The following is a 23328-nucleotide window of genomic DNA, read 5'->3' on the forward strand; positions in this document are numbered from 1 at the left end:
TATATACACACTATTACTTACTCCTCCTTAAATAATCACTCTGGAAATAGCTAATCAATTGATGAAGTGCCTCAAGTTACAGTTCAACTTAATTTAAGTATTTTTATGGCAAGTTTATACTCAATTATTACAGCATGAGTTACATAATAAGTTTGGTCATTATTAAGTGAGTAATTCCATTTTTATTAATTAAGCGTTCTATTTTTAAGTAATAAAATCGTATCAATAACAACGTAAACTTCGTATTTATTCATTCTATATTAGGAATTTTTAACGTAGTTACCCTGGTAATCCCCTGTGAAATTAAAAGCTATTTCTCCCTTTTTCTTGTAAAAGTTGTGAGCAATTTAATGTACGCTTAAACGTTTTGTTGTGTTTTTTTCTTGGATAAATCAAATTTTTTAATTCTTTGTTCCCTATTGTAAATCTCAATGTCCTTAATCCTATCTCTAAATGATGGACGTTCAGGCAAGTTATACAATTTCTGATACTCTTTATTCAAAAGAGTTGATTTCTCATCATTTGTATATATTCCTGATTCACCATTAAACTTTTCACACACAATTTTTCTCAAATCATCAAATATTGAAACTTCATACTCTTGTAAAAATTTCCTTTCATTAACGAAATAGTAATCAGTCTCAATTAAGTTCTTTTTCTCCTCGCTCCATTCAGACAACACTGATGGTGGTAAATAAAATTCAGAATCAAGCATTAAAATAGATTCCAGTAAATTTAAAGTTTTAAATTCATCTCTCATATAATAGAGGAATTGTTCTTTTGCATTTTTATGACAAAAAATTGTTAAACTTGAGTGATCAGAATGTGGGATTAATATAAATATACAATAATGATTTTCGCCATCCAAAGTTAAATGTACACAGTTTTGAAGTGAAAAGTTAAAGTATTGGGGTAATTTTTTATGAATAAAAGAAACTCTTAAATCGACATTATCGGAATACGCTTCACTCACCATCGTGTGACCAGGTGGAACTTCAATTTTTTGATCAAAATCAGGAAAATCAATCAATAGATCTTCAGAAAGTAATATCAAGTTATCTATTGAAAGCTCTGAACTCAACTCAAACTCAGTATTGGAATTAAATTCATAGTTTAATATGTCTATCTCTGATTTTTTCACAACGTCATTTTGAAATTTCTTCGTACATACAGATCGATAAAGCTGTAGAAAAAGTTCTCTATATGAAAGTATTCCATTATTATCTAAATTAGCGAAAATAGAATTATCACATTTGCTACAAAAAACTTTATACGCGCTAGCTTTATTTATTCCAATTTTTTTAAATCCTACATTTTTTTCGCTAACAATAGCATTAGACATGTAACTTTTATTTACACCCAAGTTAAAAATTGGACTTATTACATGCTGATCTTCACTTATTTTTTTCAATGTAGATTTTGATATCGAGTGAGATAGAATCGCTTGTTCGTTACAGCCATTAGTTAAACATATATGATTGTATTTTTTGGATAGTAATCTTTTATACCTATTAGCTAACATCGTTAATTTATTACGGGTATTATCCATCTTTTTACCTTTTAAAGTTTAATAGAGCATTACATCCAGTCAAGAGGCAAAGATATTAAGGATAAAATGTGCTCCATATTTGCTCACTGATACTTCGCCCGATTATAATGTAAGCCTATGAATTAAAAATGTAAAATCTATTTAAAACTAATACAACTACTCAACTATCGGTTCTAGCTTACTATTTAAACCTTTAGCTTCAGCTTTATAACCAACAAAATCGGTCTTTTCTGTTGGTGTTGGTAGTGGTGAATTATGCGTATGCGTTGATAAAGTCTGGTTCATTTGCTCGACCAGGCTTATTAAATCAAGCAGTACTTGCGCTACGTTTACTGAGCTGTCACCCAACCACACTGTTTTACCTTCTATCTTTGCCAGTTTGGTGGCTTTGGCGTGTAAGGTTTTGAGTGTGGTTAGGTTCATGTTTTCGGTGGCTTCAACATCTACCTGTTTTTTACTGCCTAGCAATAACCCTTCAAGTGCAACGATTAAGGCTTTTTCACCGACTACTGTTTTTAGGGCGCCCATGACTTCGGTTATTTGGTTGCCGTCTATTTTTGCAATGTCGTGCGTGGCTATGCTGCAGGTGCGTTGATGGTAAATTTCTTCGCGGTTGCGCGTTTTTATTTTACTACTATCGCTTGATTGGGTTATGTCGCCGTCGGTTTTTATATGCCAGTTGCCGTCGCGGCCTTGTAGTTTGCTGCGGCTGTTTTGTTGAAGTGTTACGTCGGTACGTTTGTGTTCTGGCACTAAGCTTTGCCAAGGTAATAAGCTGGTGATCACGGGGTGGCTGTTTAGGCCATCGATGTACTGTATTAAACACTGCATGCCTGGCATTGGCTCGTTTAGTAATCCGTGATCGGGCGCTTGGCCTGTGCCGAGTGTTACTTGCTGAAATATAGGCACAGCTAATGGCTCGCCTGTGAGCGGGTTTAATAGTTGTACGTCAGCGGCTTTTAGTGGCCTAAAGGCACTGCTAATTGTTGTGGTCGCGGGTATATCGTAAATGCGTTCAATACGCGCGAGTTGTGGTAAGTGTTTGCGTTGGCCTAGCTCTGGAAAGTAGCGCAACACTAAGCGCTTTATAGCGTTTTTGACCATCTGATCACCTGTTTGTTTTCACTAAGTGTTACTTCGGTTATGAAGCGGTTATTTAATTTTATACCTGGTCTTAGTTTGGGGGTTGCTACTATCGAGCCTGTATTTGCGCCGGTTACTTTTATTGGGTGTTCTTCAAAGTCGGTTATCTCGCTTTGCGGCCAACGTGAGTCGTGCCAACTGCCAACGTATACTTTACCGTCGGGGCGTTGCTGAAATATAAAACCAGGAATACTAAATACATGCTCGCACTGGCGCAGTGCTTCAATGCCAGTGCCTTGGTGATAAAACGCGGGCACGGGTGTATGTGTGTAGCTAGCGTCGGGGTAAATAAATTCAATACCGATGGTGCTAAGTGCATCGCACACGTTAGCTAATGTGGCGTGGCGTATTGCAAAATTATGAGGGAACGATAATGCGCCAATCAATTCACGACAGGTTAAAAACCAGCGGCCATTGCTTTGGTGCTTTGCTTCAATTACACCTAAAAAATACGGTTGCATGTTGTCAATGGCGTAGCCTATGTGTAACTCAACTAAACCTTGTGGCTCTTGCTCTACAACTACAACAAAACTTGCACGGCCTGTACTGTACAAGTCGAGTTGAATATTATCGCTCACTAAATTAATGACCGATTCGCCACCAATAGTGAGGGTTTTAATTAGCCGGCTGCTGCTCATGGCCCTTCGCTTTTATCAAATGCGTTTTGTACTGTGGCATGACCGTCTACCGCTTGGGTTTGGCTATTCTCTTTTGCTTTGCCATCAATTTGCTGCTGATTACGCTCTGCAGTAGAAAGTACTTCTAGTAATTTAAATGTTACTTGCCAGGCTTTAACGTCTTCTAGTTCAGTGGTATTTATTCCCCCATAGAATTTGGCTTTACGTATTTTATATGCCTCGGTCACGTCGCTGTTAATGGTAAATATTAAACGCGCGCCGTTTTCATCCACATGCTTTGCATTGCTCACAAGCTCGGCCAATTCGCTGGCATTAACAAACGGTATTTTGGTGGTGATTGAAACAACGCCTGGCTTAATGCCCTTATCGTTTGATAATGTAAATGAGCCCAAGCCGCTTAAGTCGTCGCTGGGTAATTTTATGCCACAATTTATACGCGTTTCGTAGCCTGGTACTTGCCAGCCATTAAGTGTGATCATGCGAATAGCTCTTTAATCGTTTTTATATTTTCGCTACTGCCTACAAATACACAGTAAGCCCAATGCTTGTCGTTATTACCCAGTGTCTCTATTTGCTGTGCAAGACCCCTAGCACTTTGTGCATTACTGTTCGTTACTGTTAAGTTGTCACAGGTTAAAAATAGCGAGTTAGTTAAACGCTGATCCCGCTTTGCTTTTAATTGCGCCGTAAGTGCCAAGGCTGTATCAATATCTGTAATTAGGTTTGCACCTTCGTCATTAACTAACGCTAAACTTTTATCGCTAAAAGCATTAGCAAGTGCCGGCAGTGCACAGCAATTACTTATTTGTTGCCACTCTATTGATTGCTCGATAGTGGGTAAGCGCATTTTGTCTGTATCGAGTGTTGATAAACTCAATGCATGATCGGCCGCATGGGTAAATACTGCTAAGGGGCAATGTTGGTTAAACTCGGCTAATTTATTGGCAAGTTGTGCGGGGGAGCTTGCACTGCAACTGAGTATTACTGCATTAAATGCACTTGGCCGTTGTTGGCGTGTCGCGTCGTTTATAGCTGTTGCTAGTAATGTGCTACCCGCTGCGGCTGTTATTAAACTGGGTGTTTGGTAGCTATTAAGTGCAATAATATTTACTTGCGTACACGCCGCGTTAAGTGCTTCCCTACTTTGGGTATTAAATGAATGTGATATTTGCATGCTATAGCGCTCACCCTATTATCAGTACTTTGTACTGAGCGTAAGCCCATACAAAAAACCACTATGCACTTCACCAAATTGGGTTTTTAATGGCTCTAATAGCCGCGCTTTACCTGCGCTTATAAAATTAAGTTTAATGCTAAACATAAGCGTCAAACTCTACGTTATCGAACACTAAACGAAATGGTGCATCAACGGCTTCAAGCCCTGCGTTTAAACGCTCACTTGTAATTTGATAATTACCCGATTGCGTAAACTTTGAATTGATTGTAATTAAGCCGTCAACAATACTTGCTTTAGCGCGTAAATCGTCTATTACATTGTTGCTAACAACTCGTTCAATAATTATCATCATTTCCATATCTTGTAGCTGAGCGTTAGCAGTAAGCGTAAAACCCTCATTAATCGGTAGCCACCAAATGCCACCTGCGCCAAGCGTTACGTGCTCACCAGTTACGCTTACGTTTGTTAGCTCTTTAATTTCTGGTGGTGCTGCGATGCGTTGAACAGCCCAGCTTCCTTCTTTGAATATACAAATTTCATCGTAATTTGATGTCGGTGGAGCTTTTAGTGTGTAAAACTCTGTTGGTATTGATGCCCCTTTTATATATTTATGAACTCTTAGAAACACACCTTCACTGTCAAATAAATACATGTTCATATTTTATCACCTACTATCTTACTAAAATCAGCAAAGGCATCATCTGCTAAAGATGGTGTAAAAAACTCAAATTCACTTATCTTATTTGCAAAGTTATAAATCAAACCATCGTGTGAAAATATGCCAACGTCTCCGCCAATTAAGCCTGCTTTAGCTATTCCGTTTATAGGTAGACCTGTACCACCTCCGTCATACACCTTAACCCAGTTATCAGCGTCGTCATTAAGACTTACCCTAAAAACCCCGCTTTCTGTACACACGTATAAAAAATTATCACTAGATACTGAAAAATCGTATAGCGTCCCAAAAAGGTGAAGGTTATAACTACTCCAAATCCTACCCCCAGAAAGCAAGCGGGGCAGTAATTTCCAATCCACACCGTTAGTCGTAAAGTAAAAACGGTCTGAATCATGATTAGAATTAGAACTTGTAAAATGCCCTAAGTGATATATTGCTCCTTCTGGTTTCGTTTTAAGGTTATAATGCCCGCCACTAAGATACCCCTCTAATGAAGCGCTTGAATTAAGCGTGTGAAAATCTACTTTAACAACTGTTCCTTCGCTATTTACACCTGACTCAACAAGTAATGTTGATTCGCCAGTAAAGCCAAACCTACTGCTAAGACTCCCACGACTGAACACATTGTCAACAGTAATATCATTCTGCCAAAGTTTACCGCCGTCATATGAGCGCATGTGAAACACATTTGTATTATAACTTTTTGATTGTATAAGCATATTCTGTCCGCTTGGGGACACATCGTAATGCTCGATTTCAGAATAAGAACTAACACCGCCAGAGTAGTGATTTTCCTCTTCCCAAGTAATTCCTCGGTCTTTCGACACGAACGAATACCAACCTTTACAAACAAGCAATATATCAGCGGCATCATTACACTTTATTTCACTACCTAGAGGTGCATTGCTGCTAGCTAATAGGTTATTGAAAGGCACTAACTCAGAAAAGCTATTACCCGAATCGTTTGAAGTAATTAAGCCTATTGTTGAACTTGTAGAAACAAAGATATAAATATTTGAACCAATCACTTTAACTGTCGTATTAGCATTAATATAATCAGACCAATCTATGGCGTTTTTTTCAATTCCTTCGATACCAACTTCTTTATATTTATCATCTATAACACTAGATAAGACGGGATAGTCTTTCGTTAAGTACTTCGACCCATCACAAGGCAATAAGCTATTACCATCTACAGTTTTTGTATTGACTGTGAAAACTATATTACCTATTTCTTCATTTGACTGACGAACTAAGCTATCCATTTAAAACTCCCATACATTTTCAACTGCGTTATACACAAATACACGCTCGTTTTTATCATCTGCCACTATAGTTACTTGGGTATCAATTGCGCCATCGGCCAAGCGCTTAAACTTAGCTGTTGATTCATCAGCATTAGCCTGTTTTATAACTGGCTCGCCGTTACTTGCGCGCACTGAGAACCATTCGTTACCTTTGAGTGGTAATTCATCAACTCCTATAAGCGACGCTAAATATTGGTTGCTATCAATAATGTTATGGCGATTAAACAACGTTATTGTTGGTTGGGTAACAAACTCTAATAGCGCATTAAACTCGGTTTTTTGCAGGTACTGATCATGCGTATGCACATCAAAATCAGCGGCGCTTACAAACTCGCCGTCTTGCACTTGCCACGGCAACGCGCTCAGCGTAATACTTAAATCATCGGCAACGTTTTGGCTGCGCCAAACCACACTTTTTACGCTGTAGTTACCCACAACAATATCGCGTGTTTTAGTTTTGGTTTGTATCGCGGTGGTTACTACCGCAATAAGTACTTGCTCGTTGTTTGCTTTGGTTGCCACTACGCCGTACCAGTTATATTCAAAATCACCAATGTCATAGCCCAGCACCGCGCTTATAACAATGGCGTTACCATCTACTTTTGATACCGCTTTAACCGGCTGGCTATGCACAATATTTGCGGGTATCACAGTGTTAGGATCAATCGGTGCGTTTTCGTCTTGCCCGCTAATGTTGGCAAACACAAAATGTGTGATGTTTTGTACTTCATCCCCTGCAAATACGGCGTTGCGATAATCTAACCCCGCGTTAGTTATTTGTAATTGGCTCACCCTATCACCTCTTTATCAAATTCAATTAGACCACTGGCATGTGTAGTGGTTACTGCTGTTAATGCGGTTAAGTAATAACGGCGACACGTACGACCGTACTGTTTAATTATTTCGCTTATTAACGGCTCTTTACCGCTGAACTGATCTTCTAGCATGGCAATTTCTACCATGTCCCAATCAAAGCCGGGCACGCGTTCGTTAACTTGAATAAAGCCCCAGCCCAGGCGTTTAAATATTTGCTCCATCCCCACGTTTGAACCCGCATCGGTTGCATTTGCGAACGCGTGTTTTACTCGCATACCATAAAGCTCTAAGCTTTCACCTGGCAGGCGGTTAATGCTGCGCTCCCATGCCAGTAAATCTAGAATAGCGGTTTGTGCATTCTCGCTGTGCTGCTGTGCTAACCACCAAAACAAATAGCTTTCTATTTCTTGCCAATAGCTTTGGGCAACGCTTGCAAGCGCTGTTGCATTTTTCTCTGTAAGCCAAATAGGTAGTTCGGGCGCTAAGTTATTACTCATTGTTTAGCACCATACTGCTAATAGCCGGCAACCACAGTTCGCAGTTAATATCGTCGTTTTCAAAACGAATTGTTTTAAGTTCGCTAAATTGTGTGTGTAACTCGGTGGCTAATTGGCTAAAGCTAAACAGCTCGTTAGGCGCGCATTTAGTTACGCTTTTATAAGCTGCATTTTGTCTAAATGCGGCACGTATAAATTGCTCAATATCGGCACTGCGATTTTGGGTATTTGGGTGCTGTTGGTAGTTAGCCGCTATATCAAATGGCTGTTTATTAATAGCAAATACTTGTAAGTCGTCGCCGCTGCCATGATTTCCCGCCGCAATATAATTATTAATTTGGTTGAGTAACGCTGGGCTAATGTCACCTACATTTAAAAATACATAGGCGTTGGCACTGCCCGGTCCCCGTGGTGCGTTTTTTTCAAATACAATGTTGTCGACTGATATGCCCGTAAAGGCCGAAATAATAGAGCGATATACAGCATCAACGTGATAACTCCCTAATGACGAAAACGCATCACGTATACGCAAACGGTAGTTATCGTCGGTTTCAATATCTTGCCCTGCAGTGGTCAGCCAATCGGTATTATTTGTAGCGGTTAGGTTTTCAATATCTGAAATAACACGCACATAATAGCCGGCGGCTAAATTGTAGCTTTGTCCTGTTTGCTCTGCTTGTACAGGCACATTGTGCGTTGCTTCATCCATTGCAAAAACTTGGTCGTATAAGGTGAACACCCGATACACTTGGCCGTTTATTGGTAAGCTCTCAACGACTGTACCTGAAGGTATAACAAGCTCAGTATCAATATCCGTTCGAGTAAATTCAACAACCCCTTGCGCCTTAACTGCAGGTAGCTTTGGTGTTTTACGTGACTCGCCGTGTTGCTTGAGCCATTCACCGCCTGCAAGCATCACAAACGAGTTAGGCATTACGTGAGTAATTAAGCTATTGATAAGCTGCTCTGCCGGTTCAACCATGATTGATTTTTGCAAACGAAAAAACGGGCTAAACGTACTCGTATTACTTACCGTAAATTCGCCCTGGTCTACATGCTTTTGCCAAAGCGCTCGCAGTTCATCATTGGTTACAGGGATGCCAGCATTGGTTAGTTCTTGCTTAAAAATATGGGTGTAGTCCATTAAATTGCCCCTTCAATGGTGTGGGCCGTTACGCTTATTTCACCCGTTAGCTGCTTAGTTACTTTTATGGTACCGGGTATTAATCGTTCGTCTTGTTCAACGATCAGTTCTATTTCGGTAAGTACTTTTGCAACAATGTTTTTATTGCGCAGACCAATAAGTTCAGTGAGTTTTCGGCTTTCGATAATGCGGTGCTTTACGTCTTGTGCAATCACGTCACTATTGGTTAACTGGCTTGGCACTGCAAAGCCATCAAGCGCTATGTCGTTATCTATGATGTTTAAATCAATATTTATCGTTGCCATTAGCCTGCTAACTCCATCAGTTGTTCAATACTGTTTATTGGGTCGTCTGACTTAACGGTTAAGTTGTCGATATACACGCGCTTGCTATGATCGCGATTACTATTTTGTGTATTACTGTTGTTGGTTAAGCTTTGTAAGTAAGCTGACTTTTGTACTTTTGGTTTATAGCTGCTTTGTTGTTGCTGTTCGGTGCTTAGCTGCTCTACTTTGTAGGCACTGGTATTCGCTAAGTTGGTAATTGCCTGATCTGTTTTAGCCGCAGGTAATGCATTTGATTGCCCTGTACTCGTATTAATACTGGTGAGTTGCGTTTGTGTGCGACTAAATACAGGCGAGTTTGCAGCGTTAGTAAAATCATTAGTTGAACTGATTGGCTCTTGTGCGGCTTTGTTGATAACGCTTTGGCCATAGTCGCGGCTAAATGCCTGATCTGCATTTTGCATCACTAAATTTTTAGGCTGCGCACGATTAATATTTTCGTGAGTTGTAAGCGCTTCTGTTTTTATTTTTGCTTCGGTGTCGTCAATTAAACCCAGCTTTTCAAGCACCCATTTAACGCTATCAATCACGCTATTAAACGCGGCTTTTACGCCTGCAAAGATTTGCATGAGCGCGTTACCCCATGCGGTGTTTTGAAACGCAGCGACTAAATCATCCCAAAAATAAATAAGTGCCCCTACTGCAGCAACTAATGCCATAACACCTAATACAATCCAGGTGATTGGGTTAGCCAATAATGCGGTATTAAATAACCACGTGGCGGCTTGGCCTGCGAGCATAACGCCTTTAAAGGCACCAAAGGCAATTGCAGCTGCACCAACGGTGGCAATCAATGACAAAAAGCCCAACACACGTAATGCGATGAGTGCGCCTTGCCATAATTTAGTTATAACTGTTAAACCCATCGTGAGCGCACCACTTGTTACCAGCGCCATTTTGTATAGGCCCATCGTAAACATGACCACGCCATAAATAGAGATAAGCGCCACAATGCCCACTACAAGTGTTGCAATAACACTGGATAAAATAGGAAAGCGCTCAGTTAACGACACAATGCCCGCAAAGCCTGCAGCCAGTAATTCAACGAACGGTTCAACAACGGGTAATAATCGACTGCCCATTGCTGTTGCCGCCGCATTAAACGAGCCACCTAATCTATCCCACGGGCTTGCAATAATTTTTGCCATTTCGATTGCTTTGGAACTGTCTTGTACGTTTTCAAACTTTGTAATATCTGCATTAAGACCTTGTACCTTTTCACTAAGAACGTTTACCGCTTTAGCACCTTGTGCCCCAAATATTTCAGTAAGTACACCGAGTTTATCAACAGAGCCTAACGACGATATTTTGCTGTTAATTTTATCTAACACAGCGTCAACGGCGAGCATGTCGCCGTTATCGGTGGTCAATTTAAGCCCTAATACTTTTTCAGCTTTGCCAATACCTTGGATAAACTTCTCAGCTTGAGTACCCGCAACAGAGCCCGATTTAGCAACCAATTGTAACTGCCCGACCATTGCAAATTGCTGCGCTGAACTTAATCCCACACTAGTCGCTGTATTGCTCAGATTTGAAAACGCGGCTTGCATTTCTGCACCAGTGGTTTTGTATAGTTGTACTGCGGTAGCCGTTTGCCCTGCTATTTGGTTTACCCAATTAGACTTACCCATTTTATTGGCGGTTTTTTCAAAGATGCCATACATGGTGCCCATATAGCTGGTGATAGTGCCGGCATCGGCTTTGGTTGCTACAGCAAGTATATTTGAGGACTTGGTAAACTCAGATAACTCAAACCCACTGAGCCCCGCAATGGCTGATTGAATATCGTAAGCACTGCGCACAAACTCGGCCGAGTTACCGCCAAATTCAAAACCAAATTTATAAGATGTTTTAGTAAGCTGTTGTAGTGCGTCGTCGGCAACGCCAAGCGATTGAACTTCTCCCAACGCAGCAACATGATCAATAGCGGGCGCTAATGATTTTGCCAGGGCATAACCACCGCCAACAGCCGTTGCTGCACCGCGCATCATTTGGTCTTGCGCAGCGGCTGTTTGCTGACTTAGCTGATTAATTTTAGCCATGACTTTATTAACTGGCCCAGTGACTTTGTCAATGATACCGATTGAATAAGTAAGTTTGTCTAATTTACTGAGTGTCGCCATTCATTACTCGCTGAGTGCTTGGCATATGCCATTGTTTACCGCTATTGCTAAGTTTTCTTGCTGTTGGGTTTCAAGGTAAAGCGCTTGGGCTAAGCTCTCGTCGGTTACTGGCAGGTTGCTAAAATATTTAACGTGGTACGCCAGTAACTGATCCAGCCGGCTTTTGCTTATTTGCTTGGCTCGGCTTTCGATTTCTTTACCGTAAAATTAAACTCAGGCTGATATTCTTCAACAATCGCAGCGGCTAAAAACAAAGCTGCGCCTGGTTGTTGCACCAGCTCTTTTAACTTTTTAGCATCTGCTTCAACAACGGTATTCAAAGCAAAGTTAGTGGCTGGCTGCACTTTGTTGTTAGGCTGATTCGAATTAATGTATTTGTTGTAGTCGGCGCCATTTACGTTAAATGTGATTTCGCCTACCGGTGTTTCAATGGTGATATTTTTCTCAAACGCCATGATCAATTACTCTCTTTAATGTCGGCTTGCTCTAGCAAGGTGTATGTAAAATAAGGGCCATACTTGGCAGCGGATTGCTCACACAAAGCAATAAACTCATCAAAGTCATTCGGGCTTGCAAACACTTGGCAACCGGCAGACCATTTATCAACTTGGGTTGATATGGTTTGACTGTTTGCACGGTGGCAATTAATACCAAAATAACCTTGCTGTAGTTGAGCCTCTGGTGTGACGTCAGTGTCTAACTCGGTGTCTTTGTTGTTGTCACGCAGTACGACAACGGGTTTATGTTGAACAAGGGCGCGGTACTTGCCCTGGTGATAACCCAGCGTCCATAAACTTTTATGCTGCCCTGCAATAAGTACTGCCGTGCCATCTATGTTCATTGGGTGTTTACGCCAATAATGGCCTGCATCTGTGGTGGCTTTAAACTGCTTTAATTGCCACTCGCCCTTTTGCTGATACAACACACAAATAACATCGTTAAACGTGTTAGCACGGGTATTTGCATGACGAATACCTATAATATTTAGGTTAAGTTCCCCTTCAAATACGGTATGTCCACAAGCTTGCAGGGTACTTAGTAATACGGTTGCAGTGAGCTTACTAATGGCTTTAGTCATTACAAATCTCTCACTTCATCGTCAGTTAGATACGGTACACCGTTGATTTTTACAAAATCAGGGCTGGTGATTGGGCACTTAATTGATGTGATATCTTCTTCCCCGCCTTCGGCTTTAATGTTGAGTAAATCCTCTAGTTGAGGTAGACAACCAAACGCTTCGATGTTCTTTTTGCCAGCGGTTACTTCGGCATTAAACGCCACATCGAATGGCTCAATGCCTTTCCAGCTACCTGCTTTTTCAGCTTGCGCCTGCACTATTAACCAATTTTCATGGTCGAGTTTTAGCGTGACTTCACCCGATACAGGGCCATCAACAAAGCCTTTAGGAATGCCACGTACCATTTTTGCTACACGGCCATCAGTGATTTTTACCGCTGCTTCAATTACATGCACCATTGAATCACCAATGAATATGTCGAAGTCTTTACCGCCTAATACTTTTTGCATTCTCGCTCCTACTCTTCGTTATCTAACATGATGCCCACGATAATGGTGCTAGGTGAGTCAATGGGTTTAACTTTAAGCATGACTTGAATGGTCTTTTTGTTAAGCCACGTAATGCTGATGCTGTCGTCTTTTGGTGGATCAATTAAACCAGGGAACTTGTCGGGACCAATATTAATAGAGCGTGCCATTTCGCGCAGGGGTTTACCCATCACACGCTTACCAAATTCAGTACCACTCGTGCTGTTATTAAGACGGCGGTTTTTAACGTGCTGAATACCAATAATGCGCACGGCGCGTGCTGCCATATCAACAATGCGACCAAATTCTATTTGCTGAAAGTCGCCGCCTTCAGCATCCAGCATGTTTACATCGCCAAAATACGTTCCATCAAAATCAGCATAAAACTGAGTGCAACTAAAACGCAGTGCATCCAGCGCGGCTGTAGTTGAATTGGTAAGCGGATTGCCGGCGGCATCATTGGGTAATGGCATGAGTGACATTGCACCGGTAAGTACACGCATTGGGCTGTCTGCAATCGTCACTGAGCGTTTACATAAACGCCCTGTTACCGCGCCAAGTTCGTCACCGAATAAAAGCGGGATAACAGCCACACGATCGCCTACTACGCCATCGGTTAACGGTTGCAATGAAGTCACTAAATCAGGCCAGTTTTGCTCAGCTGTTAAACCTGGGGCAGCTATTAAAATGCGAACACGACGCGCAAGGCTTGATAGAATTTCAAGCGCTTTTGCTTGATAACTTTCAATCTCGGCTTTGCCTGTAACCGGCGTACAAATAACAATAATTTCAGGGCTTACGTCTTGGTCCATAGCTTTATCAATCAAGGCCATTACGTTGTCGCCTGCGCTATGCGGGATTGCATAACCACTTACTAAATCGTCGCCGTTGCGTTGCCATGCTTTCACTTGCGTTTTTAATGGCGAGTCGGCAGCGCCAAACTCAACATCAAAATCGCTTTGTGCATTAATAGATAAAATTTTGCCATTGTTCTCGCTCGCTTGACCGATAAACAACACGCTGCGTTCTACCTGTTTTGTAGCGCCGCTGCCTGTTTGTATGGCGGCAACGGTTACTTTACCTTGTGCCATGATCGTTCCTTTTGCTTTGCGCTACGCCACGTGCATAGCCTTGTTTAAAATAAAACTTTGCTGCTGTTTTTGCTCGCTAACGGTTTGCCCTAAAAATGAGCGGGCTGGCAAGTCAATTTGCCACGCGCTCTTGCTTGAGCTGCCCTTTAAATCGCGCAGTAAAAACCCTGCTTGGTTAATGCTTAAATGCTCAGTTATCCATTTAATGCTGGGGCGTTTACTGCCCTTGCCTTTGCCGCGCGGAATTGTGTAACCCTCGGCTATTAATGCCCGGGCTAAATTGCGCGTAGCGGGCCCTTCTTTATTTTGTGCGGCTTTATTTTTTGGTTTGCCAGCATCGAGACTTACACCTTCTTGATGAGCTCGGGCTATTTTTCCGCTATTGCCACCACTAAAATAAACACCTGCGCTATCTGCGCCGTAGCGCACTTTCATATTGCGTTTTAGCTTGGTAAGCATTTTCTTTTTCTTACCGTTTGCGCGGCCTTGCCATGTTTTGCCTGTTAAATCTGTTTGCCTGGTAATGCGCTCTTTACTACTTTTATTTGCCCCGCGTATGGCACCACGTAAAATGTTGCGGCGCTTATTTGGAGTAAGCAGTAAAAACTTTAATTGTGCTTTGCTTTGGCCTTCATCAAATTTGACGTTAAGCACGGCTTACTTGGCCTTGCAGTATAAATTCCTCGGCTATCCACAAACTTTGCTCGCCAAAGTCGTAACGCTGACCGTTTAATTCAAAGGGGCCGTTATCTGTTTGAATAAGTTCTATGTCTTCGCACAACTGGTTAATAGTCAGCTCTACTTCATTGCTGTTGTCGTCGTTAACATCGGCGCTAAATTCAATGTCGGTGCTGTCATATCTACCGCCATTGTTTTGCAGCCAAAACCCAGCAAAGGCACAGATAAGCGCGGCAGGTGCTGAGCATGGATTAATGCTGATCACACCTGAGTAATAAAACCGCGCAGCTAATAGCCCGTTACCATTAATGGTTTTGCTGCTTGGCTCTATGCGCCCGCCTTCTATCCAGCTATCAAATTGGGTATTGAGCGCTAGCTTATGGCCTTGGTATTCAACGCTTACTAAATGCTGTTTAAGCTGCTCAATTTTGCTTTGGCTCATAACAGTTCTACCGACAAGTTAGGGCTTAGGGTTTGCAATAAACGCAGTGCGTTGATGCTTTCGTTTACCCAATAGTCGTGGTTATCAATCGCTGATTGGCTTTGTGCTGTGGCGTTTTCACGGTGTGTGCTGCTAAGTTTTGATACGAGTAATTTAGCTTTTGCTTTGCTATAAACCGCGGTGTTGTAAAACAAGACGTGTTGCGCGTTTAATGCCGTACCATTAGTAAGCACTGCACTTGCTAGTTCCTGATTAATTTCGGCCTGTGCGTAAAGCAGCTTTTCAACAAGCAGCTCACTTTTGCTGGCGTACTCTTGGGCAATTGCGTAGTGCTCAATAAAATACGCGGTGCTTAATGCTGGGTAATAACCATTGCCTTCAATGGTTACATCAACGTCTTTTAAATCTGCTTTTGGCATACCACTTAAGTTCATATTGCACCTGTAAAAACACACGTTAAATTAGGTGCGGGCGCCACTTAGTCACGGGGCGTCAAATAACGAATACTGACGACGTGCTAAGTTGCCCGCTGGCGTTGGAGCTGTTATTCGCTAACGATCCCTTTTAACTGTTTCGTTAGCTTATCGACTAAACCTTTAACCCCTGCTTTGTCGTTAATCGCTTGAGCGTGCTCTGCAAATAACAGTGCATTACCATAGTTGTGCTGGGCTGCATCAACCTTGGCAGCAATGGCGAACAATTTACCGCCCACGACTTCAAGGCCGTTCCAATCTTGATTTTTTACGGTATTGATCAGGCCGCGCAGTACGTAGCTAATATCAAACAAGCCTTGTTGCTTTGATTCTGTTAAGTAGTAATTAGCATCATCGTAGAGTTGGTCGATAACGAACGCAGGCCAATGCTTGGTATTAAATACTGTGGGTAGCGGTTGCTTTTGCTCAATCATAAATGGCAATAATTCAAGCACTGCATCCCAGCGTTTTAAGTCAACTAGCCAAATAAACACCCATGCTAAAACTGTGTTTGGGTGGCATTGACCGCTTAACCGGTATTCATTTATGTAAGCTAAATAATCTTGGCGCTCTAATGCTTCTGATTTATATGTTGCTTTGTCTGCTATGTCGGTAAATGTTTTTAGTTGAGCTAAGTCAGATTCAATGGCGGCTGCATAAAGCTGGTACTCGGTTTGCTTATTAACGTTGCTTGGCGCATGGGTGTTTGTGGCTGTTGCCACCACCGTTGGCGCATTAGGTTTAGTGCTTGTTGGTACGCTGCTTGCTGCTTTTGCTAATGATTTTTTGACTAAGCTCATTTAAAAACACTCTTTAATTTGGTTAAAAAAAGCCGCCCCGAAACTAGGGAAAAAGGCGGCTAACTGCTGCTAAATAATCAGGCTGTTATGCCCACGCGTCGCCAGTGGCATTGGGTAACTTGATACTGGTAGACTCGAAGTACATGACTTTTTCAAGGTCTTCTACGTAGTAGCAATCGTTGCGTGATAGGTAGTCCTCAACGCGCTTTTTCTTGGCGTTGTTTTCTACACTGGTACGCGTTGAGCCCGTTTGCACGTAGTGACTTAAATTGTCAAAACTGGTGACTAAAATACCGCGAGCGGGGAAAAACGGGATTTTGTAAGTCATCAAACCGCCGTAGGTATCAATCACCTGTTGCAATTCAATCTTGGTTTTTTCACTTGGGGTATGTGCTTGCTTGGCGTACAGCTTATTTTTATCTTGCGCTAAAAGCTCGTCGCCAATAATAGCCACCATGTTTGCACGTTTGTGCTCTGGAATACCTTGCAATGCATCGTGTACCGCTTGGTCTAGGTTTTCGTAATCGCCGCCTTTACCAATGCGAATTTCGTTTTCGGTAGCGCCTTCACTAATGGCACGCTCTGGTGCATCGCGGCGAATTAACTCAAGCCAACCAATGTTTACATCGTTCATCATTGGGTAGGCTGTAATATCGGTTGTATCGGCTACATGTGTTCCATTCCAACCAATTTTAATAATGTCGAGTGCAATAGCCTGGCGTACGTGGTTCCGATAGCGATTATGAAAATCAGGGAACTTAGACCACTGATCCATTTTTACCCATGTGATATGAATGTCGCATTCAACGGGATAACAACGGTATTCACGCTTAGCGAGCTTTGATACATCGCGGGTTTGTCGCTCTTTTGTGTCGTCAGTTTCTACACCGGCGCGCCCTGTTATGCCACCGTCTACACTCATGATCACCGATTGACCAACGAGGTCATCAACCGGTACGGTGTTGATCATCTGTAAAAATTCGGCTGACTCGTAGACCGCATCATATAAATGCTGCTCTACTGTAGGCTCAACGTTGAATTGCTCGCTCATTGAGGTAACGCCGTAATTAACGGCCATGCCAGCCATAATGGCGACAAATAATTCTCTAGTTCTGGTTTTCATATTCTTTCCTGCGTTTAGCTAAATTGAGTTAGGTGGAGTGCAATTAGTACAAATTATTGTACTTACCCTCTTCGCCTTCGTGCTCTTCGTCGGCGTCAGTGGTATCACCCGCAGGTGCTTTTAACGCTTTGGTAAACTTGTCGTTAAGTTCACCTAATGCTGTTTTTGTTTTTAGTAGCTCTTCTTTAACTTGAGCTAATTCAGTGTTTTCATCATCAACTGGCGGGGTTTCTTCGCCTTCCACTTTTGTGGTTGAGAATGAATCAAGCTTTGTGGCAAGCCCATCTAGCTTTTGGCCAAACTCACTAAGCGGTGTGCCGAGGGCATCTTTTAATGCGGTGGCTAATTCTTCTGGTTTCATATCGGATTCTTCCTTTGCGAATAGTCGTTTAAAAAAGGGTTTTTTAGGGGCGGCGTCGATAGGCTCACATGATCCTAAATCAACTTTTAATAAAGAGACGTCCGTGTCATCTGGCTTGCTCTTACTACTGAAATGGATACGGTCGGTATAACAACTGGCTGGGTAGTCGGTCACGGCTAAACCGGTTAGGTAGGTTTTACCAGTGCCCATAAAATCGCGGCTAATTTCGATACTAAAATAAACGGCTTGGTCTGCTTTATTTAGCTCAACAAACCCTTGATTGGGCGCAAGCACTGCGTATAAGCACACAACGCCCTCTTCGTTTTCATAGGCTGCAACGCTTTCTACATCGCCCAACATGCCGGGAATATCTACGTTATGAAGATTTTTAGCGGCCCAGCCCGACCAGTTAAATTCGTGATCAACATTAATACGTGCACCGTATTTACGTGGGTTGTAGGTTTCTACAATGTCGGCTACGTCTTGCTCTGATATTTCGCGGCCGTCAACGGTCATACCTACAGCGGCAATCGATAACGGTTTAGTACGTAGTTGACCTGGCATAAACAACCCTTTTTAAATATGTGCAAATTAAGCGTATTGCTTTAAAGTGATTGCAGTTTGCACCCTCTTTTTATTCCTTTCCAACGGTTTAACTTTTTGAAATTCCTATATTTAACTTTTAGGAATGGCTAGGTTTTTGACTGACAGATTAAGCGCTTTATTACGAATACACTGCCGCTATGAACTAATTAACGCGGTGCATTAGATGGCGAACTACGGACCAGAAATACGCAAAAAAGCACAAGATTTGTATGTGGTTGAGGGTTACACGGTTGACGAAATAGCCGAGCTTGACGATATGCCCAGTGCGCGTAGTGTTCGCCGCTGGGCTGAGGCTGGCAAATGGGAAGATATGTGCCCAAGCTATAATGCCGAAATGGCCTTTAGCAAACGCATTAATGTACTGGCCGATAAAGACGATAAAAACGATGCTGACTATAAAGAGCTCGACTTTTGCACACGCCAACTGTGCGCGCTTAATAAAAGTAAATTAGCCCCAGCCCCAAAACAGCGCGCAAGTAATTACAGTGGTGGCAACAGTCATAGCAACAACGATAAAAAATCAAAGAAGAACAAGAAAAACGATTGCTCTGGCATTACCCTTGAAATGCTCAACACGCTTAAAGACACACTACTTTACCCGCACCAAAAACATTGGTTTGATAACCAAGACCACCGCGCCCGCTTTATATTAAAACCGCGCCAAATTGGCGCTACATTTTATTTTGCCTTTGAAGCGTTTTACGATGCGGTTGTAAATGGCCGTAATAAAATATTTATATCCGCGAGCCGCGACCAAGCCGAGGTATTTAAAGCCAATATTGTGGCGTTGGTGCGTGAGCATTTTAATATTGAATTAAGTGGCTCGCCAATGGTGCTTAATTTAGCCGGCGGTAAAACGGTTAAACTAATATTTAAAAGTACCAATGCCCGTACTGCACAATCTGAATCCGGTGATTTATATATAGATGAAGTGTTTTGGATACCTAAATATAAGTCGTTGCGCGGTTTGGCGCAGGCTATGGCAACGCATAAACATTTACGTATTACCTATTTTAGTACGCCATCGGTTACCAGCCACGAAGCCTACGACCATTGGAACGGTAAATGGTACCGAAAAACAAAAGCGTGTAACGATCCTGAATTTGCCATAGATGTAAGCCACAAAAACTTAAAAAACGGCCAACTGTGTGACGACGGTATTTGGCGTCAAATGCTCACGGTTTACGATGTAGTAACCAGTGGTTTTGACCGTATAGATATTGGCGTACTTGAAAACGAATACAGCGTAGATGAGTTTAATAACTTGTTTATGTGTAAGTTTATTGATGATGCACACAGTGCGTTTAATCTTAAACAGCTTATGAACTGCGTGGGCGACTCAACCAAATGGGCTGACTTTGATTTAGACTATGAGCGCCCATTTGGCCTGCGCCCTGTTGTAATTGGTTTTGACCCTGCCCGCTTTGGCGATAAAGCAAGTGTTGCCATTTTAAGTGCGCCCATGCAGCCAGGCGAAAAGTTTTTACTGCTTGAAGCGCTTGATTTAAGCGGCAACGACTTTGAAGCAATGGCAAACGAGATAAAACACCTCACCGAAAAATACAACGTTGTGCATATTGGCGTAGACACCACCGGCATTGGCTATGGTGTGTGGGAGCTTATTACTAAGTTTTACCCTAATGCCGAGCCAATTCATTACAACCCCATTATTAAAAACCGCATGGTAATTAAAGCCATTAACGTTATTCAAAACCGCCGCTTTGAGTTTGACCAGGACGCGGTAAACATTGCCAGCTCGTTTATTAATATTCGCCGTAAAGTGGTGGGCGACCAAATTACTTATGCCACAAACCGAACCGCTACAACAGGCCATGCCGATATTGCGTGGGCAATTATGCACGCCATGTTATTTGAACCACTCGACGGTAATGCCCATAGCCGTCAAACATCTGTAGGAATTGCAGCTTAATGAGTAAACCACGATTACAAGTAAGTAACGGCCAAGCGCCAAACTACAACCAACGCACAGCGGTAACCGATACGTTTAGCTTTGGCGATCCGGAGCCTTGTTTAGACAACCGTCTAACCGATTACGTTGGGGTGTTTAGTGACAGTAACGGCATTTACGCACCGCCCATTAATTTGCAAGGCTTGGTTAAACTGCTGCGAGTAAATGCCCAACACGGGCCCATTCTCTACTTTAAACGCAACATGATTTTAAAGTGGTATAAGCCTAACCCGCTATTAAGCCATCAAGCGCTTAGCAAGTTTGCATTTGATTTACTGTGGAGCGGCAACGCCTATTTGCAGATTATTAAAAATTCATTTGGACAGGTTATTAAGCTGCGCCATTTGCCTGCGTTGACTATGCGCTATACCGATAAACGCGGTGTGTATGCACAATTAAGTAACCACAGTCATGAACCTATTTACTTTAATGCGGGCGAAATAGTTCACGTAAAAGAATACGACCCCGGGCAAGGTATTTATGGCATACCGCAATATTACGGCGGTATTCAATCAGCTTTACTCAATGAAGATGCCACGTTATTTCGCCGCCGCTATTACAAGAACGGAGCGCACATGGGTTTTATATTCTCAATGGCCGACCCTAATTTAAGCGCTGATGATGAAACCGCCCTTAAAAATGCCATACGCGACAGCAAAGGCGTGGGCAACTTTAGAAGTTTGTTTTTTAATTTTCGCAGTAATAAAGCCGATGCTGAAAAAGCGATAAACATTACACCGGTGGGCGACATATCAACAAAAGACGAATTTGAGCGCATTAAAAAGATTACCCTTAACGACATGCTTAGCATGCACCGTGCGCAAGAAGCACTGAGCGGCCAATCATCTGGCGACAGCCCAGGCTTTGGTGATTTAGACAAAATCACCCGCGCTTATTACAACAACGAAGTTGTGCCCCTGCAGCAAGACGTATTAGGCATTAATAACTACTTACCTGCCGCGCAGCATATTGAATTTAAAGAGCCTGAGTATTCAGACTTAAACCCAACTACCAAGGAAGCCGCATGAGCTGGATAGATGTTATCGAATTTATTAAACAATGGGGGCGATTACTTATGTTGAGTTTTTTAGCAGCCGCAATTCAAATGTATTTGAGCAAACGGCAGTTTACGTTTTTTCATTACTTTATGAGTGTGCTGATTGCGATATTTGCAGCCTACCTATCAGCCATGTTTTGTGAATGGCGCGGGTTTGATGAAAACCTAAAAACAGGCGTGATTGGGGTAACCGCCTACGCGGCCCCGCATTTACTCGAAGGGTTCGACAAACTAATTAAAGCCTTTAGCAAAGACCCAAAAGCATTTATTAAATTGATCAGGGGGATAAAATAATGGGATGGTTAAAAACACTGGTTTCATTCATCACAGACCCAATAGCCGATTTAACCGGCGGCTATGTTGAGCGTAAACGCATTGCGGCTGAAATGGCCGCTGATGTCGCACGCGCTGAAAACAATTTTAAGATTGCTCAGTTCAATGCAAAAGCAAAGCGCTGTATGCAAGCCGAGCAAAACGACGCTGATTATGACTTGCTGGTTTTAAAAAACCGCGATAAAACCATTATGGATGAAATCATTATTTTATTCTTTTTGGGGTTGTTTGTGTGTCATTTTGTACCCGCCATGCAACCGTATATGCAAAAAGGCTGGCAAGCAATGGGCTATAAAGGCGCGCCCTGGTACTTTGAGTTTGTGATTGTGGGTATTGCGGTTTCAACCCTTGGGTTAATGCGATTGTTTAGAGCGTTTTGGGGTGGTCGTAGCAACAATAAGCAAAACGCTAGTTAAAAGCTAGCGTTTTAGCTATTACTGCAAATTACGCAGATTAAAATGCTTTGATAAATAATAAGCAGCTAAATATTACTAATGAATGATTTACCATTATCCGTTAACCCACCTCTAACTACTATATTGCAAATCAACCCCCCAGGGTATCTACACTCTTTTTGAGTTATTGTACTTACAATGTAGCCTTCTTTTTCAGCAAACTTTAATAAACCCACTATCTCTTGAAAGGGTTTAAGATCTTCCAAAGAGTCTGACTCTGGTTTATAAGACATAACGCCTTGAGATATTTTAATTAATAGTTCTTGTATATTCATGAAAATTCCTATTGAAAATAGTAAAACTGTTAAATTTCTAAAATAAAAAACAGCTCTATTTTTTAGATGACTTATAAATTTTATCCAATAACGTCAACGCTCGTGTTATTTCCTTTTATTAGCCTCCGTGAAAAGCCAGCCAATCCCCATCCAAATGGGCAAACTGAGATGGCTCAAATAATGAAGGAGCCGGTGTCACGCTACTGGTTTGCCCTTGATAATAAATGGCAATTAATACAAATAACCCAGCAACAGAGTTTAATACATTCTCTAATGATGCTTGATCAAAACAATTTGACCGGTCGTGTTTTACCTTATTATTTGCCAGCCACCATGACGGTGAAGTACCAGGCAGCTCCCAATCAGACCAAGGAGTAAATGATAGTCCGTACCTAGGTATTTTAATTGTATGAGTATTAAATTCCGGGTAAGCAGCCATGATTATTCTTTGGTAATCCTTTATATTCTTAGCCCCGCTCTCTGGTTGAATATTATCAGCTAGTTTTTTTGCTATTACATCAACTTCAGCAGAGGCAACCATCAGAACTCTCGCTAGCTGAATCGAAAAACACTTGAAATTTGATTCATGAAACTCAATCCAACGTGTAAGATCTGCAATATCTTCTTCTATGGCTAAGAAATAATTCCAGTGTATTGGTGTTCTATCTGTTCTGATATTCATTTATTACCTAACAAAACTATTTGA

Annotated in this window: 29 protein-coding genes; 4 read left to right on the top strand and 25 right to left on the bottom strand. The window is 42.0% G+C overall.

The window, feature by feature from the left end; genetic code table 11:
- Positions 1 to 358 precede the first annotated feature (358 nt).
- From H5119_RS02105 to H5119_RS02210, 23 genes are all read right to left on the bottom strand, one after another.
- Positions 359 to 1549: a hypothetical protein gene (locus H5119_RS02105; protein WP_182701017.1), complete on the bottom strand. Its 1191-nt coding sequence runs from the start codon at positions 1547 to 1549 to the stop codon at positions 359 to 361.
- 156 nt (positions 1550 to 1705) lie between these two features.
- The gene (locus H5119_RS02110; RefSeq protein ID WP_182701018.1) at positions 1706 to 2653 is read right to left on the bottom strand and encodes a hypothetical protein; all 948 of its coding nucleotides are present in this window, start codon (positions 2651 to 2653) and stop codon (positions 1706 to 1708) included.
- A complete protein-coding gene (locus H5119_RS02115; protein ID WP_182701019.1) occupies positions 2635 to 3330 on the bottom strand; it encodes a hypothetical protein in 696 nt (231 codons plus the stop codon). Before H5119_RS02115 ends, H5119_RS02110 begins: the two co-directional genes overlap by 19 nt.
- Positions 3327 to 3809, bottom strand: coding sequence for a hypothetical protein (locus tag H5119_RS02120; protein ID WP_182701020.1), 483 nt, complete (start codon positions 3807 to 3809; stop codon positions 3327 to 3329). Before H5119_RS02120 ends, H5119_RS02115 begins: the two co-directional genes overlap by 4 nt.
- Positions 3806 to 4504: a hypothetical protein gene (locus H5119_RS02125; protein ID WP_182701021.1), complete on the bottom strand. Its 699-nt coding sequence runs from the start codon at positions 4502 to 4504 to the stop codon at positions 3806 to 3808. The genes H5119_RS02120 and H5119_RS02125 overlap by 4 nt, the downstream gene beginning before the upstream one ends.
- A gap of 139 nt (positions 4505 to 4643) precedes the next feature.
- Entirely contained in the window at positions 4644 to 5165 is a 522-nt protein-coding gene (locus H5119_RS02130) for a hypothetical protein (protein ID WP_182701022.1), read from the bottom strand.
- On the bottom strand, positions 5162 to 6448 hold the full coding sequence (locus tag H5119_RS02135; RefSeq protein WP_182701023.1) for a hypothetical protein: 1287 nt from the start codon (positions 6446 to 6448) through the stop codon (positions 5162 to 5164). The genes H5119_RS02130 and H5119_RS02135 overlap by 4 nt, the downstream gene beginning before the upstream one ends.
- Positions 6449 to 7282, bottom strand: a complete 834-nt coding sequence (locus H5119_RS02140; RefSeq protein ID WP_182701024.1) for a phage tail protein — start codon at positions 7280 to 7282, stop codon at positions 6449 to 6451.
- On the bottom strand, positions 7279 to 7803 hold the full coding sequence (locus H5119_RS02145; RefSeq protein ID WP_182701025.1) for a phage tail protein: 525 nt from the start codon (positions 7801 to 7803) through the stop codon (positions 7279 to 7281). The genes H5119_RS02140 and H5119_RS02145 overlap by 4 nt, the downstream gene beginning before the upstream one ends.
- Complete coding sequence (locus tag H5119_RS02150; protein ID WP_182701026.1) at positions 7796 to 8947, bottom strand: baseplate J/gp47 family protein; 1152 nt, start codon at positions 8945 to 8947, stop codon at positions 7796 to 7798. Before H5119_RS02150 ends, H5119_RS02145 begins: the two co-directional genes overlap by 8 nt.
- Positions 8947 to 9252: a DUF2590 family protein gene (locus tag H5119_RS02155; protein WP_182701027.1), complete on the bottom strand. Its 306-nt coding sequence runs from the start codon at positions 9250 to 9252 to the stop codon at positions 8947 to 8949. Before H5119_RS02155 ends, H5119_RS02150 begins: the two co-directional genes overlap by 1 nt.
- A complete protein-coding gene (locus tag H5119_RS02160) occupies positions 9252 to 11414 on the bottom strand; it encodes a phage tail tape measure protein (RefSeq protein WP_182701028.1) in 2163 nt (720 codons plus the stop codon). The genes H5119_RS02155 and H5119_RS02160 overlap by 1 nt, the downstream gene beginning before the upstream one ends.
- 3 nt (positions 11415 to 11417) lie before the next feature.
- Positions 11418 to 11606 (bottom strand): DUF6890 family protein, encoded by a 189-nt coding sequence (locus H5119_RS20760; RefSeq protein WP_404936392.1) that lies wholly within the window; start codon positions 11604 to 11606, stop codon positions 11418 to 11420.
- Positions 11582 to 11869: a putative phage tail assembly chaperone gene (locus tag H5119_RS02165; protein WP_182701029.1), complete on the bottom strand. Its 288-nt coding sequence runs from the start codon at positions 11867 to 11869 to the stop codon at positions 11582 to 11584. Before H5119_RS02165 ends, H5119_RS20760 begins: the two co-directional genes overlap by 25 nt.
- A gap of 2 nt (positions 11870 to 11871) precedes the next feature.
- Positions 11872 to 12492, bottom strand: a complete 621-nt coding sequence (locus H5119_RS02170; protein ID WP_182701030.1) for a hypothetical protein — start codon at positions 12490 to 12492, stop codon at positions 11872 to 11874.
- A complete protein-coding gene (locus H5119_RS02175) occupies positions 12492 to 12941 on the bottom strand; it encodes a phage protein (protein WP_182701031.1) in 450 nt (149 codons plus the stop codon). Before H5119_RS02175 ends, H5119_RS02170 begins: the two co-directional genes overlap by 1 nt.
- An 8-nt stretch (positions 12942 to 12949) precedes the next feature.
- Complete coding sequence (locus H5119_RS02180; protein WP_182701032.1) at positions 12950 to 14050, bottom strand: DUF2586 domain-containing protein; 1101 nt, start codon at positions 14048 to 14050, stop codon at positions 12950 to 12952.
- Positions 14051 to 14071: 21 nt separating this feature from the next.
- Positions 14072 to 14704 (bottom strand): phage virion morphogenesis protein, encoded by a 633-nt coding sequence (locus H5119_RS02185; RefSeq protein WP_182701033.1) that lies wholly within the window; start codon positions 14702 to 14704, stop codon positions 14072 to 14074.
- The gene (locus H5119_RS02190) at positions 14697 to 15170 is read right to left on the bottom strand and encodes a phage tail protein (protein WP_182701034.1); all 474 of its coding nucleotides are present in this window, start codon (positions 15168 to 15170) and stop codon (positions 14697 to 14699) included. The genes H5119_RS02185 and H5119_RS02190 overlap by 8 nt, the downstream gene beginning before the upstream one ends.
- Entirely contained in the window at positions 15167 to 15604 is a 438-nt protein-coding gene (locus tag H5119_RS02195; protein ID WP_182701035.1) for a head completion/stabilization protein, read from the bottom strand. Before H5119_RS02195 ends, H5119_RS02190 begins: the two co-directional genes overlap by 4 nt.
- Positions 15605 to 15714: 110 nt before the next feature.
- Positions 15715 to 16443 (bottom strand): phage terminase small subunit, encoded by a 729-nt coding sequence (gene gpM, locus H5119_RS02200; protein WP_182701036.1) that lies wholly within the window; start codon positions 16441 to 16443, stop codon positions 15715 to 15717.
- A gap of 85 nt (positions 16444 to 16528) precedes the next feature.
- The gene (locus H5119_RS02205) at positions 16529 to 17566 is read right to left on the bottom strand and encodes a phage major capsid protein, P2 family (RefSeq protein ID WP_182701037.1); all 1038 of its coding nucleotides are present in this window, start codon (positions 17564 to 17566) and stop codon (positions 16529 to 16531) included.
- 43 nt (positions 17567 to 17609) lie between these two features.
- Positions 17610 to 18491, bottom strand: a complete 882-nt coding sequence (locus H5119_RS02210; RefSeq protein ID WP_182701038.1) for a GPO family capsid scaffolding protein — start codon at positions 18489 to 18491, stop codon at positions 17610 to 17612.
- A 205-nt stretch (positions 18492 to 18696) separates the two neighbouring features.
- Here H5119_RS02210 and H5119_RS02215 point away from each other — a divergent pair, with 205 nt between their 5' ends.
- Genes H5119_RS02215 through H5119_RS02230 form a run of 4 tightly spaced genes read left to right on the top strand, consistent with a single transcriptional unit; the run spans position 18697 to position 22308 of the window.
- The gene (locus H5119_RS02215; protein ID WP_182701039.1) at positions 18697 to 20463 is read left to right on the top strand and encodes a terminase large subunit domain-containing protein; all 1767 of its coding nucleotides are present in this window, start codon (positions 18697 to 18699) and stop codon (positions 20461 to 20463) included.
- The gene (locus H5119_RS02220) at positions 20463 to 21530 is read left to right on the top strand and encodes a phage portal protein (RefSeq protein ID WP_182701040.1); all 1068 of its coding nucleotides are present in this window, start codon (positions 20463 to 20465) and stop codon (positions 21528 to 21530) included. The genes H5119_RS02215 and H5119_RS02220 overlap by 1 nt, the downstream gene beginning before the upstream one ends.
- On the top strand, positions 21527 to 21853 hold the full coding sequence (locus H5119_RS02225) for a phage holin family protein (RefSeq protein WP_064435750.1): 327 nt from the start codon (positions 21527 to 21529) through the stop codon (positions 21851 to 21853). Before H5119_RS02220 ends, H5119_RS02225 begins: the two co-directional genes overlap by 4 nt.
- The gene (locus H5119_RS02230; protein WP_182701041.1) at positions 21853 to 22308 is read left to right on the top strand and encodes a hypothetical protein; all 456 of its coding nucleotides are present in this window, start codon (positions 21853 to 21855) and stop codon (positions 22306 to 22308) included. Before H5119_RS02225 ends, H5119_RS02230 begins: the two co-directional genes overlap by 1 nt.
- 65 nt (positions 22309 to 22373) lie before the next feature.
- Here H5119_RS02230 and H5119_RS02235 read toward each other — a convergent pair whose 3' ends face one another.
- Entirely contained in the window at positions 22374 to 22622 is a 249-nt protein-coding gene (locus tag H5119_RS02235) for a hypothetical protein (protein ID WP_182701042.1), read from the bottom strand.
- A 118-nt stretch (positions 22623 to 22740) separates the two neighbouring features.
- Positions 22741 to 23304, bottom strand: a complete 564-nt coding sequence (locus H5119_RS02240) for a hypothetical protein (protein WP_182701043.1) — start codon at positions 23302 to 23304, stop codon at positions 22741 to 22743.
- Between the last annotated feature and the right edge of the window lie 24 nt (positions 23305 to 23328).

It is taken from the genome of Pseudoalteromonas sp. SG45-5, assembly GCF_014164085.1.
In the GTDB taxonomy this organism is placed as follows: domain Bacteria; phylum Pseudomonadota; class Gammaproteobacteria; order Enterobacterales; family Alteromonadaceae; genus Pseudoalteromonas; species Pseudoalteromonas aliena.